Origin of the sequence: Nocardia sp. AB354 (assembly GCF_049538315.1) — a bacterium.
Lineage (GTDB): Bacteria > Actinomycetota > Actinomycetes > Mycobacteriales > Mycobacteriaceae > Nocardia > Nocardia nova.
In genome coordinates, this window is record NZ_JBMVFU010000013.1 from 58,230 (window position 1) to 78,785 (window position 20,556).

The window sequence follows — 20,556 nt, forward strand, 5'->3', positions numbered from 1 at the left end:
GCCCGGGGCTTATTTCGTGCTGCCCGAAAAGCGTTCGGTCGCTGGGTATTTCGTCAAACGAGGAGGCTCTGGTGCAGAGTTCGGAGTTGAGCGGTTTCGGTCCGGGTGAAGGTCACGGCGCCGAGATCACATCGGATCCGTCGCCGTTCCCGTTGACGCCGGCGCAGCTCGGCGTCTGGTACGCCCAGCTGCTCGATCCGCGGACTCCGATCAACATCGCCCAGTACGTCGACGTGCACGGAGACCTCGATGTCGAAGTGCTGCAAAAGGTCTCGGTCGAGGCGGCCCGGGAGTTCGGGTCCACGGTGGTGCGGCTCGGCGAAGTCGACGGCGAGCCGTATCAGTGCGTGGACCCGCGGCTTCCCGTCGACATCGTGCCGGTCGATCTGCGCGACGCCCCCGATCCGGTCGCGGCGGCCCACGACTGGATGCGCGCGGACTACACGCGGCCGGTGGATCTGCTGACGGACCGGCTGTTCGCCGGCGCCGTGCTGCGGGTCGGTGAACGGCGCTGGTTCTGGTATCTGCGCGCCCACCACATCGTTCTCGACGGATTCGGCGCCCTGACCAACACCATGCGCGTCGCCGAGCGCTACACCGCCGAGCTGCGCGGCATCGAACCCGAACCCGCCAAGGCCGGCAGCCTCGAATCGCTGGTCGAGGGTGAACGCGGCTACCGCGACAGCACCCGGTTCGGCTCCGATCGCGGGTACTGGGGCGAGCGGGTCCGCGATCTGGACGGCGCGACCACGCTCAACGGCCGCAGCGCACCCCGCGCGGCCGGAAACCTGGTCTACGGCCGCCGGCTGCCGGACAAGATCGCCACCCGAATGAACGACCTTGCGACAGCGCATGATTCGACTGCGGCCGTGGTGTTGCTCGCGGCCTTCGCGGCCTATCTGGCCCGGCTGACCGGACGCGACGAGGCGGTGCTGAGCCTGCCGGTGACCGCCCGCACGACGGCCGTGATGCGGCGCTCGGCCGGCATGCTCTCCAATATCGTCCCGCTGCGGTTGCGGGTCGGACAGGCCACCTGGGCGCAGCTGTTGCAGCAGACCCGGGTCGAGGTCGCCGGTGCCCTGCGGCATCAGCGCTACCGGCACGAGGACATCCGCCGCGACGCCGGCATGGAAGGCCTGGCCACCCGCCGCGCGCTGTTCGGGCCACTGGCCAACATCATGCTGTTCCGCAGCGACCTGACCCTGGGCGATACCACCGGCCGCTACCACGTGCTCTCGACCGGGCCGGTCGAGGATATGAGCCTCAACGTCTACTACGGCGACAGCGACCGGGTGCACGTCGACTTCGAGGCCAACCCGAATCTGTACCGCGCCGACGACATCGCCCGCCATCACGCCCGCTTCGTGCGGTTCCTGGAGCGGCTGGTCGACCTCGATCCCGAGCGGCCGCTGTCGTCGGTCGCGGTCACGACCGATCTGGAGCGTGAGGTCAGCCTCCGGATCTGGAATGCCACCGAGGTGGATATCGCCGCGCTTGCGGGTGCGGACGCGACCCTGGTGTCGATGTTCGAGCGCCAGGCGGCGCGGACCCCGGAGGCCGTCGCGCTGCGCGGATCGCGGACCCTCGGCTACGCCGGGTTCGCGGCCGAGGTCAACCGGCTCGCGCGCTATCTGATCGCGCGCGGCGCCGGACCGGAAACCACGGTGGCACTGCATATTCGGCGTTCCCCGGAGCTCGTGGTCGCGATGTACGCGGTACTGGCGGCGGGTGCGGCGTATGTGCCGCTGGACCCCGACCATCCCGCCGAACGCATCGGCTACGTGCTCGAGACCGCGAAGCCGGTCTGCGTGCTGACCACCGCCGGAGATCACGGCGACGGTGACACCCGGTGGATCGACATCGACGAACTGGACCTCTCGGCGCTGTCCGCGGGGCCGGTAACCGACGCCGAGCGGATCTCGCCGCTGCGGCCGCAGCATCCCGCGTACGTCATCTTCACCTCCGGCTCCACCGGGCGGCCGAAGGGCGTCGCGGTCACCCATGCCGCGATCGTCAACCGGCTGGTCTGGATGCAGAGTGCCTACCGGCTCACCGCCACGGACGTCGTCCTGCAGAAGACCCCCGCCACGTTCGACGTGTCGGTGTGGGAGTTCTTCTGGCCGTTGCAGGTCGGCGCGAGCCTGGTGCTGGCGACGCCCGACGGGCATCGCGACCCGGCCTACCTGCGCGCGGTGATCGCCGAATTCGGTGTCACCATCGCGCATTTCGTGCCTTCGATGCTGGCGGCCTTCCTCGGCGGCGTGGTCGACGCCTCCGAATTGAGTTCGCTGCGTGCGGTGTTCGCGTCCGGTGAGGCGTTGCCCGGACCGCTGGCGCAGCGACTGCGGGCCGCGGCGCCGCGCGCGCGGCTGCACAATCTGTACGGACCCACCGAGGCAGCGGTCGATGTCACCGCGCATCAGGTGGGCCCGCTCGATACCACCGGTGTGCCGATCGGCGCACCGGTTTTCAACACCCGGCTGTACGTGCTCGACGCACGGTTGCAGCCGGTGCCCGTCGGCGTTCCGGGTGAGCTGTATCTGTCGGGGGTTCAGCTCGCCCGGGGCTACGTCGGGAGGCCGGAGCTGACCGCCGAACGGTTCGTCGCCGATCCGTTCGCGGACAGTGAGACGGAGGCCGGCCCCGGGGCGCGGATGTATCGCACCGGGGATCTGGTCCGCTGGACGGCCGACGGTGAGCTCGAGTATCTGGGCCGCACCGATTTTCAGGTCAAACTGCGCGGGCTGCGGATCGAACTCGGCGAGATCGAAGCGGTGCTCGGCGCGGTGCCCGGGGTCGCGCGCGCGGTGGTCGTGGTGCGCGACGATGCCGGCACCGGTGCGCAACTGGTGGCCTATCTGGTCGAGACCACCGCCGGCGCGGTCGACGTGGCGCGCGTGCGCGGCGCGGCCGCGCGCGAGTTGCCCGGCTATATGGTGCCGGCGGCATATGTGATGCTGGCATCGCTGCCGGTCAACGCCTCCGGCAAACTCGATCGGGCCGCGCTTCCCGCGCCCGAGCGGACGGCCGGACAGTACCGCCGCCCGCAGTCGGTCTCGGAGCGGGCGGTCGCCGAGGTGTTCGGTGAGGTGCTCGGCCGTGAGCGCCTCGGACTCGACGACGACTTCTTCGCCCTGGGCGGTAATTCGCTGGTCGCGACGCAGGTGGCGGCACGATTGAACGCCGACCTCGGCTGCGCGCTGACCGTGCGGGAACTGTTCGAGGCCACCACGGTCGAGGCGCTGGCCGAGCTGATCGACCGCGCCTTCGAAACCGAGGACATGTACGAGAGCGCCGGGCCGGTCGCCGGGCCGCGACCGCAGGTGCTGCCGCTCTCGCCCGCGCAGCAGCGCATCTGGTTCCTCAACCGGTTCGAGGAGGACAGCGCCGGCTACAACATGCCGTTCGTGGTCCGGATGACCGGCGCGGTGGACACCGAGGCCCTGCGAGCGGCCCTGGCCGATGTGGTGGCCCGCCACGAGGTGTTGCGCACCGTCTTTCCGGCGGACGACGAGCTCGTGGCCCGGCAGCATATTCTCCCCGCCGGGCAGGTCGGGCCGGAGTCCTTCGCGGTGGAAACCGTTGCGGCGGAGGGCCTCGACGCGGAGTTGACGCGGCTGGCGGCACGCGGGTTCGATCTGACCGCCGAAATCCCGTTGCGAGCGACGATTTTCGAACTCGCCGCCGATGATGTCGCGCTGGCGATCGTGCTGCACCACATCGCCGCGGACGGACTCTCGCTGCCGGTGCTGGCGCGGGATGTGGCCGCGGCCTATACCCGCCGCCGGTCGGGTATCGACGCCCCCGAGGCGCTGCCGACGGTGCAGTACGCCGATTACGCGCTGTGGCAACGGGATCGGCTCGGTATCTCCGAAGATCCCGAATCCCTGGCCGCCCAGCAGCTCGGCTACTGGGCGCACACGCTGGCGGGTATTCCCGACCAGCTGGACCTGCCCGCCGATCGGCCGCGGCCCGCGGTGGCCGCCGGCCGGGGCGCCACCTATCGCTTCGACCTACCCGCGGACCTGCACGCGGCGATCTCCGAACTCGCCCGTGCCCAAGGTGTTTCGACCTTCATGGTGCTGCACGGCGCGCTGGCCGCGCTGCTCGCGCGGATCTCGGGCGGCGACGACATCGTGATCGGCACTCCGGTGGCCGGGCGTGGTCACCGCGAACTCGACGATCTGATCGGCATGTTCGTCAACACGCTGGTGCTGCGCACCCGAGTGGCGGCCGACGAACCGTTCACCGCTCTGCTGCAACGGGTCCGGGCGGTGGACCTGGGCGCCTTCGCGCACGCCGATCTGCCGTTCGAACAGTTGGTGGAGGCGCTGAACCCGGTCCGTTCGCAGGCCCGCCACCCGTTGTTCCAGGTGATGCTGGGTGTGGCCGACACTCAGGACATCGCCGTCGAGTTACCCGGATTGTCCGTGCGGACGAGTACCCTGGACACGGCGGTGACCAAGTTCGACCTTCAACTGACGGTCACCGAAAGCTTCGCCGGTGCCGGTCCCGGGGAAGGTCCGGCACCGGCGGGGATCACGGCGGAGTTCACCTACGCCACAGATCTTTTCGAGTCGGACACCATCGCGGCGTATGCGCGGTGGTGGCGGCAACTGCTCGTCCATGTGGTCGCCGAGCCCACTCGTGCGGTGGGCCGGCTGCCGCTGCTCGACGCCGCCGAGTTGCGGCGCACGATCGACGCCGGCCGCCGCGGCGCGGGGGAAACGGCTCCCGACGTGCTCACCGCGTTCGAGCGGCAGACCCTCCTGCGGCCCGATGCGGTGGCCGTGGTCGACGGCGAGCGGCAATACACGTACGCCGAGCTGTCGGCGCGGATCAACCGCCTGGCCCGCCATCTCGTCGGCGCGGGCGTCGGCCCGGAATCGCTGGTCGTCCTGGGGATGCGCCGGTCGGCCGAGCTGGTGATCGCCGCCTACGCCGTGCTGGCCGCCGGCGGGGCGTACGTACCGGTCGACCCGGATCAGCCGACGGCCCGGTTGCGGCAGATGGCCGAGACCGCCGCGCCGGTATGCATGCTGACCGCCGGGGATGCGCCCGATCTGGGCATTCCGCGGATCGCGATCGATGCGCTCGAGCTCGACGTCCTGTCCGATCGCCCGCTCACCGACGCCGACCGGCTCGCCCCGGCGCGGTCGGCCGACACCGCGTACGTCATCTTCACCTCCGGCTCCACCGGAACGCCGAAAGGCGTTGCCGTCCAGCGCGGTTCGCTCGACAACCAGATCGCCTGGATCGCCGCTGAGTACGGGATCGGTGAGCGGGACGTGGTGCTGTTCAAGACCCCGGCGACCTTCGACGTTTCGGTATGGGAGCTGTTCGCGCCGCTCGGCAGCGGAGCGCGGCTGGTGGTCGCCACGCCCGACGGGCATCGCGACACCGCGTATCTGGCCGCGACCATCGCCCGGCACGCCGTGACCATGATCTCGTTCGTACCGTCGCTGCTGGCGACTTTCGCGAACACCGTGACCCCGGCCGATATCCGCACGCTGCGGTGTGTTCTCGTCGCCGGCGAGGCCCTCAACGGAGAGGCCGTGCGGGCGTTCGCCGCGGTGAGCGATGCCGCCGTGCACAATCTGTACGGGCCCACGGAATTCACCGTGCACGCCACCCACGCGCCGGTTGCGCCGGACCGCATCGGTCCCGCGCCGATCGGTAAGCCGGTGCGCGACAGCCACATTCTGGTGCTCGACCGGCAGCTGCGGCCCGTCCCCGATCTGGTGATCGGCGAGCTGTACCTGTCCGGTGCGCAGGTCGCCCGGGGGTACCACCGCCGGACCGGCGCGACCGCCCAGCGATTCGTGGCCGATCCGTTCGGCCCCGCGGGTGCTCGCATGTACCGCACCGGTGACCTCGTGCGCCGCCTCCGCAACGGGGATCTGGAATATCTGGGGCGCAGCGACTTCCAGGTGAAGGTGCGGGGCCAGCGCATCGAACTGGGCGAGATCGAGGCGGCGCTGCTGGCCACGCCCGGCATCGAGGCGGCGGCGGTGCGGGTGTACCGGCATCGGGCCGGCGATCTGCTGGTGGCCTATGCGGTGTGCGACGGCGATCCGCGGACCCTCGCCGAAAGCCGGCTGCGGGATCGGCTGCCGTCGTACATGGTGCCCAGCGCCTACGTCGCGCTGGCGGCCATGCCGCTGACGGCCTCCGGCAAACTCGATCGCGCCGCCCTTCCCGATCCGGTACTGGCCACCGAACGGTTCCGTGCGCCGGAGAGCGCCGAGGAGAAGGCCGTGGCGGCGGTCTTCGCCGCTGTGCTGGGTGCCGAACAGGTCGGGCTCGACGACGACTTCTTCGCCCTCGGCGGCAATTCGCTGGTGGCGACCCGGGTGTCGGCCCGGCTGGCCGAGGCGCTGGACCGCGAGGTCGCGGTGCGCCTGCTGTTCGAGAACCCGGTGGTCGCGAATCTTGCCCGGCGACTGCGGGATTCGTCTCCCCGCCGGCATCGCGCGTTGACCGCCGGACCACGGCCGGAGCGGCTGCCGCTGTCCTACGCGCAGCAGCGGATGTGGTTCCGCAACCAGTTCGACACCGAATCGGCGGTCGACAATCTGACCACCGCCATCCGGCTGCGGGGCGAGCTGGACGTCACCGCCCTCGCCGCGGCGGTGCGCGATGTGCTGGCGCGGCACGAGGCCCTGCGTACCCGGTATCCCGCCGTCGACGGCGTGCCCTTCCAGCAGGTACTCGACCCGGCGGACGTGGTGGTCGACCTGGCGCCGCAGCCGGTGTCCGAGGACGAGTTGGCGCAGCGCCTGCGGGCCGAGGCGGCCGTCGCCTTCGCGGTGCGCGACCAGGCGCCGATCCGGACGGCGCTGCTGCGTAGCGCCGCCGATGTGCACGTGCTCGTCGTCTCCATTCACCACATCGCCGCGGACGGCTGGTCGATCGCGCCGCTGACGCGGGATCTGATGCAGGCCTATGCCGCGCGCACGGCCGGCCGGGCGCCGCAGTGGCTGCCGCTGCCCGTGCAGTACGCCGACTTCGCGCTTTGGCAACGGGCCGTGCTCGGCTCCGAGGACGATCCGAATTCACCCATCGCCGAGCAGATCCGGTTCTGGGCAGGCGAACTGGCGGGCCTGCCCGACGTGCTGGCCCTGCCGGGCGATCGGCCGCGGCCGGCGACGGCGACGGGCCGCGGCGCCCGATACCGCTTCGCGGTGCCCGCCGAGACCGTCTCCGCGCTGCGTGAGCGGGCCGAGCGGACCGGCGCCACCTTCTTCATGGCGCTGCACGCCGCCTTCGCGGTGGTGCTGGCGAAACTGTCCGGGCAGCGCGATATCGCGATCGGCACGCCGATCGCCGGCCGGGGTGAGGCCGCGCTCGACGATCTGGTCGGCATGTTCGTCAATACGCTGGTGCTGCGCGCCGACGTCGCGCCCGAGTCCTCGTTCACCGCACTGCTCGACGCCGTGCGCGAGGGCGACCTGCGCGCCTTCGCCCACCGCGACGTTCCGTTCGAGCGTCTGGTCGAGGTGCTGAATCCGATGCGCTCGGCGGCCCGGCACCCGCTGTTCCAGGTGATGCTGGATCTGCGCCAGGCCGCCGCCGGCGAACCGCGACTGCCGGGGCTGCGCGCGACGACGCTCGAACTCGATTCCGGCACCGCCAAATTCGACCTGCACCTGACGGCCGAGGAAGCGGCCGACGGCAGCCTGGCGGCGGTCTTCGAATATGCGACGGACCTGTTCGACGAGCCGACCGTCGCGGGATTCGCGCGCCGGTTCCGCCTGGTACTGGAAGCCCTCCTCGCACAGCCGGAACGGCCCATCGGCGATATCGAACCGATGTCGGCCGCCGAACGCGAAGAAATCCTCGGCGCATGGAACGACACCGCCCACGAGGTGCCGGCGACCACACTGGCCGACCTGTTCGCCGAGCAGGCGCGGCGCAGCCCGAATGCCGTCGCTCTGCGCTTCGAGGGCGCCGAATGGACCTATGCCGGCTTCTCGGCGCGGGTGAATCGACTGGCGCGGCTGCTGGTTTCGATCGGCGTCGGCCCCGGCCGCACGGTGGCCCTGGGCGTCCGCCGCAGCGACGATCTGGTGGTCGCCATGTACGCGGTGGTCGCCGCGGGCGCCGCCTACGTACCGCTCGACCCCGACCATCCCGCCCGGCGCATCGGTGACGTACTGCGCACCGCGCGGCCGGTGTGCGTGCTGACCCGCTCCACCGATGGGCTCGATCTCGATACGAGCGGTCTGGTCAGTCACTGCGCGGTCCTCGATATCGACCTGTTCGACACCGGCGACTACTCGTCGGCTCCGCTCACCGACGCCGACCGGCTGCGACCGCTGCGGCCGGGCCATCCCGCCTATGTCATCTTCACCTCGGGCTCGACGGGCAAACCCAAGGGTGTGGCGGTGAGCCACCGGGCGATCGTGAACCGGCTGGTGTGGATGCAGGCCGAGTACGAACTGGCCGCCGCCGACGTCGTACTGCAGAAGACTCCGGCGACCTTCGACGTGTCGGTGTGGGAGTTCTTCTGGCCGTTGCAGGTCGGCGCCCGGCTCGTGGTGGCCCGGCCCGACGGCCATCGCGACCCCGCCTACCTCGCCGAACTGATTCGCGCCGAACACGTTTCGGTGGCGCATTTCGTGCCCTCGATGCTCGCGGTGTTCCTCGCGCACGCGCGGCCGGGTTCGCTGCGGACGGTATTCGCCTCCGGTGAGGCGCTACCCGCGGAGGTCGCGCAGCGCCTGCGGGCGGTCACCGGTGCGCGACTGCACAACCTCTACGGGCCGACCGAGGCCGCGGTCGACGTCACTGGCCACGAGGTCGTCGACACCGACACCGCGACCGTGCCGATCGGCCGCCCGGTGTTCAACACCCGGCTGTACGTGCTGGACGCGCGGCTGCGGCCGGTGCCGGTGGGCGTCGCCGGTGAGCTGTACCTGGCCGGCACGCAACTGGCCGAAGGGTACGTCGGGCGCCCCGACATCACCGCCGAACGGTTCGTGGCCGATCCGTTCGGTACCGGGGAGCGGCTCTACCGCACCGGCGATCTGGTGGTGTGGAACCCGCGTGGTGAACTGGAGTATCTGGGCCGCACCGACTTTCAGGTCAAGGTGCGCGGCCTGCGCATCGAATTGGGCGAGATCGAAGCGGCGCTCACCGCCGTGCCCGAGATCGCACAGGCCGTGGTGATCGTTCGCCACGATCCGCAGACCGGTGACCGGCTGGTCGCGTATCTGCTGCCCGCCGACGGCGCAGGCATCGATATCGACGCGGTGAAAGCCACACTGGCGCAGCGACTACCGGCCTACATGCTCCCCGCGGCCTACGTCGTACTCGACGCGCTCCCGCTCAACGGCTCGGGCAAGCTGGACCGCGGCGCCCTGCCCGATCCGGTCTGGCAGGCGCGCGAATATCACGCGCCGGCGACGGCGGCCGAAGCCGTGGTCGCCGAGGTCTTCGCGGAGGTGCTGGGCGCCGAGCGCGTAGGGCGCGACGACGATTTCTTCGACCTCGGCGGCAATTCGCTGCTCGCCACCCAGGTGCTGGCCCGCATCGGCGCCGCTCTGGACACGCAGCTGCCGGTTCGCCTGCTGTTCGAGGCCACCACGGTGACCGAGCTGGCGGCGCGGGCCGAGCTGCTGGCCGGCACCGGTGCGCGCGCGCCGCTGACCGCGCGCACGCTGCCGGAGCAGGTGCCGCTCTCGGCGGCGCAGCGGCGGATCTGGTTCCTCAACCGCTTCCGCGCCGACGAGCGGGCGGCCGCCGCGGTCGACGTCATCCCGCTGGCGCTGCGATTGCGCGGAGCACTGGATATCGACGCCCTGCGCGCGGCCCTGGCCGATGTGGTGGAGCGGCACGAGACGTTGCGCACCCGCTACCCCGATACCGCGGACGGGCCGGTGCAGGTCGTCGAGCCCGCCGCGACGCACATCCCGGCGTTGCGCGTGGCCGCGGTGAGCGAGCAGACGCTGGCCGAGCGCATCGCCGGGATCTGCGCCACCGAATTCGACCTCACCGTCGAAACCGGCTTGCGCGCCGAGCTTTTCGCGCTGTCCGCTGATCATCACGTACTGCTGCTGGTCCTGCATCACATCTGCGCGGACGGCCTTTCCCTGGGCCCCTTGGCCGCGGATGTGACGGCCGCGTACGCCGCGCGCCGCGACGGACGCGCGCCCGGCTGGCAGGACCTGCCGGTGCGCTACCGCGACTACACGCTGTGGCAGGCGGAAGTCCTCGGCGATCCGGCCGATCCGGAATCCGAACTGTCCCGCCAGCGCGAATTCTGGCGCACCCGCCTGGCCGGGCTGCCGGAACAGCTGGAACTGCCCACCGATCGGCCGCGTCCCGCGACACCGTCGTACCGCGGTGGCAGCCACCGCTTCCAGATCGACTCCGATCTGCACAGCGAACTGGGCGAACTGGCCCGCAAACACGAGACCACCCTGTTCAGCACGGTGCATGCCGCGCTGGCGGTGTTGCTGTCGCGCATGTCGGGCACCTCCGATATCGCGATCGGCACCCCGGTGGCCGGGCGCGGCGAGGCCGCGCTGGACCCGATGGTCGGCATGTTCGTCAACACCATCGTGTTGCGCAGCGAGATCGACAGTCGTGAGCACTTCCACACCGTGCTCGATACCGTTCGCGCGCAGGATATTTCGGCCCTGTCGCAGGTGGACGTGCCGTTCGAGCAGGTGGTGGAGATGCTGGCGCCGGCCCGCACGGCGAGCCGTCATCCGCTGTTCCAGGTGGCGCTGACCTTCCAGAACTTCACCCTGCCGGAGGTCGAGTTGGCGGGGCTGCACGTCACGCCCGAGGCGGTCGACGCGGCCGCCGTCGCGTTCGACCTGCAGTTCACGCTGGTCGAGTCCATCGACGACGACGGTCGTGCGGGCGGGATGTCGGTCGAGATCACCTATGCCGCCGATCTTTTCGACGCGTCGACGATCGCGGAGCTGGCCCGGCGCTTCGAGCAGGTGCTGGCCGCGGTCAGCCACGACCACACCGTCGTGGTCGGCGACATCCAGTTGCTCAGCGCCGAGGAACAGCATCGCGCGCTGTACGAATGGTCAGTCAGCGGCGACGATCGTTCCGAAACGACCACCATCGCAGCGCGTTTCGCGGCGGCCGCGCGGGCGGACCGAACGGCCGTCGCGGTGCGGGCCGGCGGCGCGACCCTCACCTACGGCGAACTCGAGGACCGGGCCCACGGCCTCGCCCGACGCCTGATCGCGGCCGGCGCCGGTCCGGAAACACTTGTCGCCGTGGCGCTGCCACGCTCGGCCGACCTGATCGTCGCACTGCTCGCGGTCGTCGAATCCGGCGCCGGTTATCTGCCGATCGATCCGGATTACCCCGCCGACCGGATCGAATACATCCTCTCCGACGCCCGGCCGGTGTGCGCGATCACCGGTGCGGACGGCCCGGCCCGCGGCTGGTTCGACGGCCCGGTAATCGACCTGGACACCGTGTCCTGGCAGCAGCTGGACACCGCGCCGATCACCGATGCCGACCGCCGCTCGCCGCTGCGCCCGGACAACACCGCCTACGTCATCTACACCTCCGGTTCCACCGGCCGACCCAAGGGTGTGCAGATTCCGCACGCCAATGTGATTCGGCTGCTGGACAATTCCCGCGAGCGATTCGGTTTCGACCACTCCGATGTGTGGACGCTGTTCCACTCCTACGCCTTCGACTTCTCGGTGTGGGAACTGTGGGGTGCGCTGCTGCACGGCGGCCGGATCGTGGTCGTCGACTACTTCACCTCCCGGTCGCCGCAGCAATTCCGGGAGCTGCTGATCGATGAGGGCGTGACGGTCCTCAACCAGACGCCCTCGGCGTTCTATCAGCTGATGAGCGCGGACCTGGCCGACGCTCCGGCCGACTACCGGCTGCGCAGTGTGATCTTCGGCGGCGAAGCGCTGGAGCCGGCGCGGCTGCGGGACTGGTTCGCGCGGTATCCGCACACACCGCGGCTGATCAATATGTACGGCATCACCGAGACGACGGTGCACGTGTCGTTCCGGCCGATCGACGCGCGCACCGGTGCGGCCGGGGTGATCGGAGGCGCCCTGCCGGGTCTGACCGTGCGGTTGCTCGATTCGCGGCTGCGGCCGGTGCCGGTGGGTGTGCCGGGCGAAATCTACGTCTCCGGCGGACAACTCGCCCGCGGATATCTGCGGCGGCCCGCCTTGACCGCGGGGCGCTTCGTGGCCGACCCCTACGGGACGGCGGGTTCACTCGCCTACCGCTCCGGGGACCTCGCGCGGTGGACCGCGACCGGTGACCTCGAATATCTGGGTCGCGCCGACCACCAGATCAACCTGCGCGGCTTCCGGGTGGAACTCGGCGAGATCGAGGCAGCGCTGCTGGCGGTGGACGCGGTGGCACAGGCCGCGGTCGTGGTCCGCGCGGACGACGGAGCCGAAGCCCGGATCGTCGGATATGTGGTGGGCGCCGACCTCGACGTGGCGTCGGTGCGCCGCGCGGTCGCCGAGCGGCTGCCCGAGCACATGGTTCCGGCCGCCGTGGTCGCGGTGGACCGAATTCCGTTGACCGTCAACGGAAAGCTCGACGTGCGCGCCCTTCCGGCGCCGGTGTTCGAGTCGGTCGGTTACCGTCGGCCGGCGACCGCCGCCGAGCAGATCGTGGCCGATGTGTTCACCGAGGTGCTCGGCGAACTCGGCACCGACCGGGCGGTGGGCGCCGACGACGACTTCTTCGCCCTCGGCGGCAGCTCGCTCTCGGCGGCCAAGGCCGTCGCCCGCATCGGCGCGGCCCTGGGTGTGAGCGTCCCGGTGCGCACGCTGTTCGAGAATCCGCGGGTCGCCGATCTCGCGGTGGCGGCACTGACGGGCGGTGACCGGCCGGCCCTGGTCGCCGGTGCGCGCCCGGCCCGGCTGCCGCTCTCGCCGGCGCAGCAGCGGATGTGGTTCCTCAACCGGTTCGACCGCACCTCGGCCGCCTACAACATTCCGCTCGCGCTGCGCCTGTCCGGCGACCTGGACGAGCAGGCCCTCGCCGCGGCACTGCGTGATGTCGTGGCGCGGCACGAATCGCTGCGTACCGTCTACCCCGAGATCGGCGGCGAACCGGCGCAGGTGATCTTGCCGGTCGAGCGGGTCCACATCGACACGACGGCCGTGCCGGTCGCCGAAGACGCACTGCCGCAACGAATCCGGGAGTTGTTCGGCACCGGATTCGACGTCACCGCCGACGTGCCCGTGCGGGTGCGGGTGTTCGAACTCGCCCCCGACGAGCATGTGCTCGCGGCGGTGCTGCATCACATCTGCGCCGACGGATCCTCGATCGTGCCGTTCGTCGCCGATCTGATGCGCGCCTACGAGGCACGGGTCCGGTCCGACGGCCCCGGCTGGTCGCCGCTGCCGATCCAGTACGCCGACTACGCGCTGTGGCAGAAGCGTCTGCTGGGCGCCGAGGACGACGCGGAATCGGTGGCCGCCCGGCAGATCGCGTTCTGGCGCGAGACGCTGGCCGGGCTGCCGGATCAGCTCGACCTGCCGACCGACCGGCCTCGCCCGGCCCGGCAGAGCCTGCACGGCCGCCGCGTCGAATTCGCCGTCGACGCCGCGGTGCACCGGCGGCTGGCCGGCGTGGGCCGCGGCGCCGGCGCCACGGTGTTCATGGTCGTGCACGCGGCGTTCGCGGCGGTGCTGGCCCGGCTCTGCGATACCGGCGACATCGCGGTGGGCACGCCCGTCGCGGGGCGTAACGACGCCGCGCTGGACGAGGTCATCGGCATGTTCGTCAACACCGTGGTGTTGCGGACCGCGGTCGATGTGGACGCGCGCTTCGACACGCTGCTCGACGGCGTGCGCGCCACCGATATCGCCGCGCTCTCGCATACCGATGTGCCGTTCGAACGCCTCGTCGAGGTGTTGAATCCGCGCCGCTCGACCGCTCGGCATCCGCTGGTGCAGGTGGGTCTGTCGTTCCAGAACCACGATCGCGCCACCCTGCGACTACCCGGCCTGACCGTCACCGAGGTCGAATCCGACAGCACGACAGCGCAATTCGATCTGCATCTGTTCGCCGTCGACCACCACACCGAGTCCGGAGTCCCGGCCGGCATCGAGCTGGCTCTCGGCTATGCGACCGATCTGTTCACCGCCGAGACCGCCGAGCGGATCGCCGCGCAGGTGAACCGCGTCCTGCATGCGGTGGCCGCCGCGCCCGCGACCCGGATTCGCGATCTCGACCTGCTCGGTGAGCAGCAGTACCGGTTCGTGATCGAGGACGGCAATCGGACCGCGCGGGAGGTTCCCGAGGCGACGCTGGTGGATCTGTTCGATGCCCGGGTCGCCGCGAATCCCGCGGCGGTGGCGCTGATCGACGCGGCCGGCGCCGAACTGAGCTATCGCGACTTCGACGTCCGGGTCAACCGCCTGGCCCGTCACCTCATCGGCCTCGGCGTGCGCCCGGAGACGACTGTGGTGCTGGCGCTGCGCCGTTCGGTCGATCTGGTGATCGCCATGTTCGCGGTGGCCAAGGCCGGCGGCGTCTATGTGCCGATCGATCCCGACCATCCGGCCGATCGGATCGCGCAGATCGTCGAGACCGCGCGGCCGGTGTGCGTCCTGGGCGGCGGTGCGGTGCCGGGCGTGGGTGGCGACATCGCGATGGTGGATCCCGGTACGGATCTGTCCGCGTATCCGGGCACGCCGATCACCGCCGCCGATCGGCTCGCGCCGCTGCGGCCGTCGAATACCGCCTACGTCGTGTTCACCTCCGGCTCCACCGGACGTCCCAAGGGCGTGGCGATCTCGCACGGTGCGATCGTCAACCAATTGCTGTGGCTGCGTAGCGAATTCGGCATCGACAGTGCCGACCGCGCGCTGCTCAAGACGCCCGCGACCTTCGACCTGTCGGTATGGGAGTTCTGGTCGCTGCTGGTCAGCGGCGGAGCCCTGGTGATCAGCGAGCCGGGCAGCGAACGCGATCCCGACCACCTGCGCGAGCTCATGCGGCGGCACCGGGTGAGCATCCTGTTCACCGTGCCCTCGCTGCTGGGCATGCTGCTGGCCGACGAGACCGGCTTGCCGCAGACGGTGCGGGCCGTCCTCGCGATCGGTGAGGCGCTGCCGCAGTCGACGGCGCGCCAGTTCGGAACCCGCTGCGACGCAACGCTGTTCAACCTTTACGGTCCCACCGAAACCGCCGTCTCGATCACCTCGCACCGGGTCGGCGCCGATCCGGAGCCGGTGGTGCCGATCGGCGCGCCGGTGTGGAACAGCCGGACCTATGTGCTCGATCGGCGGCTGCGGCCGGTGCCGGCGGGCGTGCCCGGCGAGCTGTATCTGGCCGGCGACCAGCTGGCCCGCGGTTATGCGGAACAACCGGCGCTCACGGCGGGCCGTTTCGTCGCCGATCCCTTCCACGGCGGCCGCATGTACCGCACGGGCGATATCGTGCGCCGCCGCGCCGACGGGCTGCTCGAGTATCTGGAGCGGGCCGACTTCCAGGTCAAGATCGGTGGTTTCCGGATCGAACTCGGCGACGTGGAGGCGGCCCTGCTGCGCCGGCCCGGCGTCGAGGCCGCGGTCGCGGTGGCCCGCACCGACGGCAACGCGGGACCGCGCCTGATCGCCTACGCGGCGGTGCCCGGCGCCGATGTCGACGCGGGCGCGCTGCGCGCGGCGCTCGGCAGCGAGCTGCCGAAATACATGGTGCCCGCGGCCGTGGTGGTGCTGGACGCGCTGCCGCTCAACGCCAACGGCAAGGTCGACCGCGACCGGCTGCCCGCCCCGGTGCTGTCCGAGGCCGAGTTCCGGGCGCCCGATACCGAGACCGAACGCCTGGTGGCGGCGGAATTCGCCGATATCGTCGGGCGGTCCGCCGACGGCGAGTCGCCCATCGGCGCCGACACCGACTTCTTCGAACTCGGCGGCAACTCGCTCGCGGCCGCCCGCCTGGCCGCGCGGCTGGGTGCGGCCTCGGGCGTGCGGGTGCCGGTCGCCGCGGTCTTCACCGCGCCGACCGTCGCGGCGCTGGCCGCCTGGATCGATGCGGCCGAGCGGGATGTCCGTCCACCGCTGCGGCCCCGGACCACCGGCGCGCCGGTACCGCTGTCGCTCGCCCAGCAGCGGATGTGGGTGCTGAACCGGCTCGCCCCGGATTCGGCCGCCTATCACGTGCCGGTCGCGTTGCGCCTGACCGGGACGCTGGAACTCGACGCCCTTCGGGCCGCGCTCGCGGATCTGGTGCAGCGCCACGACATCCTGCGCACCCGGTATCCGGAAGCCCGCACCACCTCCGGCGAACCGGAACCGGTGCAGGAGGTGCTGCCCGCCACGCCGGTCGGCCTCGAGCCGATGCCGGTGCGGCGCGACGAGATCGACGAGCGCATCGCCGAGATCGTCGCCGTCGGCTTCGACGTCACGGCCGCCCCACCGGTGCGGGTGCGTCTGCTGCGGGTGGCCGACGACGAGCACATCCTCGTCGTGGTGGTCCACCACATCAGTGCCGACGGCTATTCGATGGCTCCGCTGACCCGCGATCTGATCGCGGCCTACACCAGCCGGTTGGCCGGAACCGCGCCCCAGTGGAGTCCGCTGCCGATCCAGTACGCCGACTACAGCGAATGGATGCGGACCGTACTCGGCGCCGAGACCGACCCGGACAGCGTGCTGTCCGAACAGCTCGGCTACTGGCGCGACCGCCTGGCCGGCGCGCCCGAGCAGCTGGCGCTGCCCACCGACCGGCCGCGTCCCGCCCGCCGCGAGATGCGCGGTGCGACGGTCGACTTCGCCTTCGATCAGCCGCTGGTCGCGCAGCTGGCCGGTGTCGCGCGAGCACACGGGACGACCCTGTTCTCCACGATGCACGCCGCCTTCGCGGTGCTGCTGGCGAAGCTGTCCGGACAGTCCGACATCGTCGTCGGCGCGCCGGTGGCCGGGCGCGGGGAACGTGAACTCGACGATCTGGTCGGCATGTTCGTCAACACGGTGGCGTTGCGCACCGAGATCGACGCCCGAACGAGTTTCGCCGAGCTGCTGCGGGGTGTGCGGGAAGCCGACCTGGCGGCGCTCGGCCGCACCGAGGTGCCGTTCGAACGGGTGGTGGAGGCGCTGGGCCGCACCCGCACCAGCGCGTACACGCCGATCTTCCAGGTGCTGTTCACCTTCCAGAACCTGCCGGCCACGGCGGTCACACTGCCCGGTCTGCGGGTCGAGACGCTCGAACCGGCGCTGCCGGAGGCGAAATTCGATCTGCAGCTCACCGCGCTGGAGGAATTCGGCGCCGACGGTGAACTGCAGCGGCTGCGGATGCAATTCTGCTATCCCACCGACATCTTCGACGAGCGCACGGTGCGATTGTTCGCCGAACGACTACAGCTGATCGTGCGGGCGGTGGCGGCGGATCCGTCGATCACCGTGCGCGCGATCGACATTCGCACCGCCGAGGAGCGCGACCGCCGCACCGGCCGCGCGGCAACCACCCGGCTGCCCGATGATCTGGTCGATCTCATCGCCGCCGCGGCCGGAACGGCGCCCGATTCGCTGGCCGTCGAATTCGGCGGGCGCGGCATCGGATTCGCGGAACTGCACCACAAACTGGTCACCGTCGGCCGGGCCATGGGCGCGAACGCAACTCCCGACGCGCTGGTCAACGTCGCGCTGGCCGGCCTGCTGCCCGGCGTTCTCGCCGCCGGCGCCGGCGGACTCACCACCATGCTCGAGGCCCTGCATCTGCGCGCACAGGGCGTGATCACCACGGAAGGAACCCACTGATGACGCATGCAGAGTCGGTTACACCCGTCCGGTCCACCGCGCACCCCGCGCTGCGCGGCGCCTACGGCATCGCGGATCTGCCGTACCTGATCGAGGTCGTCGCCGACCTGGAACCGCGGCGCGTCGCGGTCCGGCACGCGGACGTCGCGATCACCTATGCCGAGCTGGGCGCGGAGCTGACCACGCTGGCCGCGGCGATGGGTGATGCGCTGACCCCCGATGCGCTCGTGCAGGTGGTGATCTCGGGCCGGCTGCCGGCACTGCTGGAATCGGGGGAGGGCGCACTGGCCGCCGCCGTCTCCGATCTGCTCGACGACGCGCTCACCGCGGCCGCCGATGTGCTCGACCCCGGCCTGGCTCCCGCCGATACGCTCGCCACGCTGTTCGCCGAGCAGGTGCGGCGCACGCCCGGTCTGGTCGCGGTGGAATTCGACGGCAGCACCCTCACCTACGCCGAACTCGACGCCCGGGCGAACGCACTGGCCTGGCAGCTGGTCCGGCTGGGAGTGGGCCCGGATGCGCGGGTGGGCGTGTCCATGCACCGGTCGCTGGAACTGGTGATCGGTATGTACGCCATCCACAAGGCCGGTGGCGCCTACGTGCCGATCGACCCGGAACATCCCGCCGATCGCATCGCGTACGTGCTGGAGATCGCCGCGCCCGTCGTGGTCCTCACCCATGCCGGCAGTCCCTCGTTCGACGGTGTGCCCGTGCTGCGGGTGGACGAATTCGACTGGGAGACAGAGGCTTCGACCTCGGTGCTGGAGTCCGGCGAGGTGGTGCCGGCACGCCCGGACAACACCGCCTACGTCATCTTCACCTCGGGTTCGACCGGCCGGCCCAAGGGGGTCGCGGTCTCGCACCGCGCCATCGTGGCGAATCTGCGCTGGCGGCAGCGGTGCTACCGCATGCACGCCGCGGATGTGGTGCTGCAGAAGACGCCGTTCACCTTCGACGTGTCGGTGTGGGAGTTCTTCTGGCCCCTGCAGGTCGGTGCCCGGCTGGTGATCGCCGCGCCGGACGGCCATCGCGATCCGGCGTATCTGATCCGGACCATCGCCGGCAAGCACATCACCATCGCGCATTTCGTGCCGTCCATGCTGGCGGTGTTCGCCGCCGCCGTCGCGGATGCCGAGGCGATGAGCGATATCGACTCCCTGCGTGCGGTTTTCGCCTCCGGTGAGGCGCTGCCCGCCGCGACCGGCGCCGCCTTCCGCGACGTGAGCGGGGCGAGCCTGCACAATCTGTACGGGCCTACCGAGGCCGCGGTCGACGTGACCGCCCACGAGGTGACCGCGGCCGATACGGTCTCGGTCCCGATCGGCGCCGCGGCCGACGACACCGATCTGCACGTCCTCGACGACAATCTGCAACCCGTCCCCGACGGTGTGGTGGGCGAGCTCTACCTGTCCGGTGTGCAGCTGGCCCGCGGCTACCTCGGCCGCGCGGGGCTGACCGCCGAGAGGTTCGTCGCCAACCCGCACGGCGCGCCCGGTGACCGCATGTACCGCACCGGCGACCTGGTGCGCTGGAACAGCGGTATCGACGGCGGCCCGCGCGAATTGGAATACTTGGGCCGCAGCGACTTCCAGGTGAAGCTGCGCGGTCTGCGGATCGAACTGGGTGAGGTCGAGGCGGCGCTGCTGGCGCACGAATCGGTGGCACAGGCCGCGGTGGTGCTGTACCGGCACAGCACGGGCGACCACCTGATCGGCTACGTCGTGGCGGCCGGCGGATGCGAACTCGATTCCGGCGTGATTCTCGGCGACGCCGCGCGGCGACTGCCGGAATACATGGTGCCGTCCTTGCTCGTCGCCATGGACCGCATGCCGGTCAACGCCAACGGCAAACTGGATCGCAGGGCGCTGCCGGAACCCGAATTCGGCGACACCGCAGGCGAATTCCGCGAACCCGCGACCCCGGGCGAGCGGGCGGTGGCGGAGATCTTCGCCGAACTGCTCGGCATCGACGCAGTGGGCGCCGACGACGACTTCTTCGCCCGCGGCGGCAATTCGCTGCTGGCCACCCGCGCGATCGCGCGCATCTCGGCCGCTCTCGACATCGCGGTCGACGTGCGGGACTTCTTCGACCGTCCCACCCCGGCCGGGCTCGCCGCCCTGGCCACCACCGCGCGCATGCGTCCGCCGCTGGTCGCCGGCCCGCGCCCGGCTACCGTCCCGCTCTCGGCGGCGCAGCGCCGGATGTGGTTCCTCAACCGCCTGGCCAACAGTGACGTCACCGGCAACGCCGCGGCCGCGGTGGACAACATTCCGGTCGCGCTGCGCCTGCGGGGCCGGCTCGACACCGCGGCATTGCGTGCGGCCGTCGCCGATGTGACCGCGCGTCACGAGGTGCTGCGCACGGTGTATCCCCAGACCGCCGCGGGGGCCGTGCAGGTCGTGCGGCCCGTCGCCGAGCCGCAGCTGGCGCCGGTCGAGGTCGCCGAGGCCGATCTGGTCGCGGCGGTGCGAGAGGTCGCCGCCACCGGCTTCGACGTCGCCGCCGAGATTCCGGTGCGGGTGCGGTTGCTGCGTACGGGCGCCGACGATCACACCCTGGTGCTGGTGGTCCACCACATCGCCGCCGACGGCGTGTCGATGGGACCGCTGCTGCGCGACCTGATCCAGGCCTACACCGCGCGCAGCCGCGGCACCGCCCCGCAATGGTCACCGCTGCCGCTGCAGTACGCCGACTACACGCTGTGGCAGCAGCGAGTACTCGGCGACGACACCGATCCGGACTCCGAGGCGGCCCGCCAGCTCACGTTCTGGCAGCACGAATTGGCCGAGCTCCCGGCGCAATTGGATCTGCCCGCCGATCGGCCGCG

Annotated in this window: 2 protein-coding genes (1 of these 2 cut by a window edge); both read left to right on the plus strand. The window is 71.0% G+C overall.

Features of this window, described 5'->3' with window-relative positions; all coding sequences use genetic code 11:
* The first annotated feature begins 71 nt into the window (after positions 1 to 71).
* Entirely contained in the window at positions 72 to 17,729 is a 17,658-nt protein-coding gene (locus ACPCUW_RS19945) for a non-ribosomal peptide synthase/polyketide synthase (RefSeq protein ID WP_423426391.1), read from the plus strand.
* Positions 17,729 to 20,556: the 5' portion of a non-ribosomal peptide synthase/polyketide synthase gene (locus tag ACPCUW_RS19950; protein ID WP_423426393.1), read on the plus strand. Its footprint extends 28,957 nt past the window's final position; the window shows 2,828 of its 31,785 coding nt (coding positions 1-2,828); the start codon lies at positions 17,729 to 17,731; its stop codon lies off the right edge, out of view. The genes ACPCUW_RS19945 and ACPCUW_RS19950 overlap by 1 nt, the downstream gene beginning before the upstream one ends.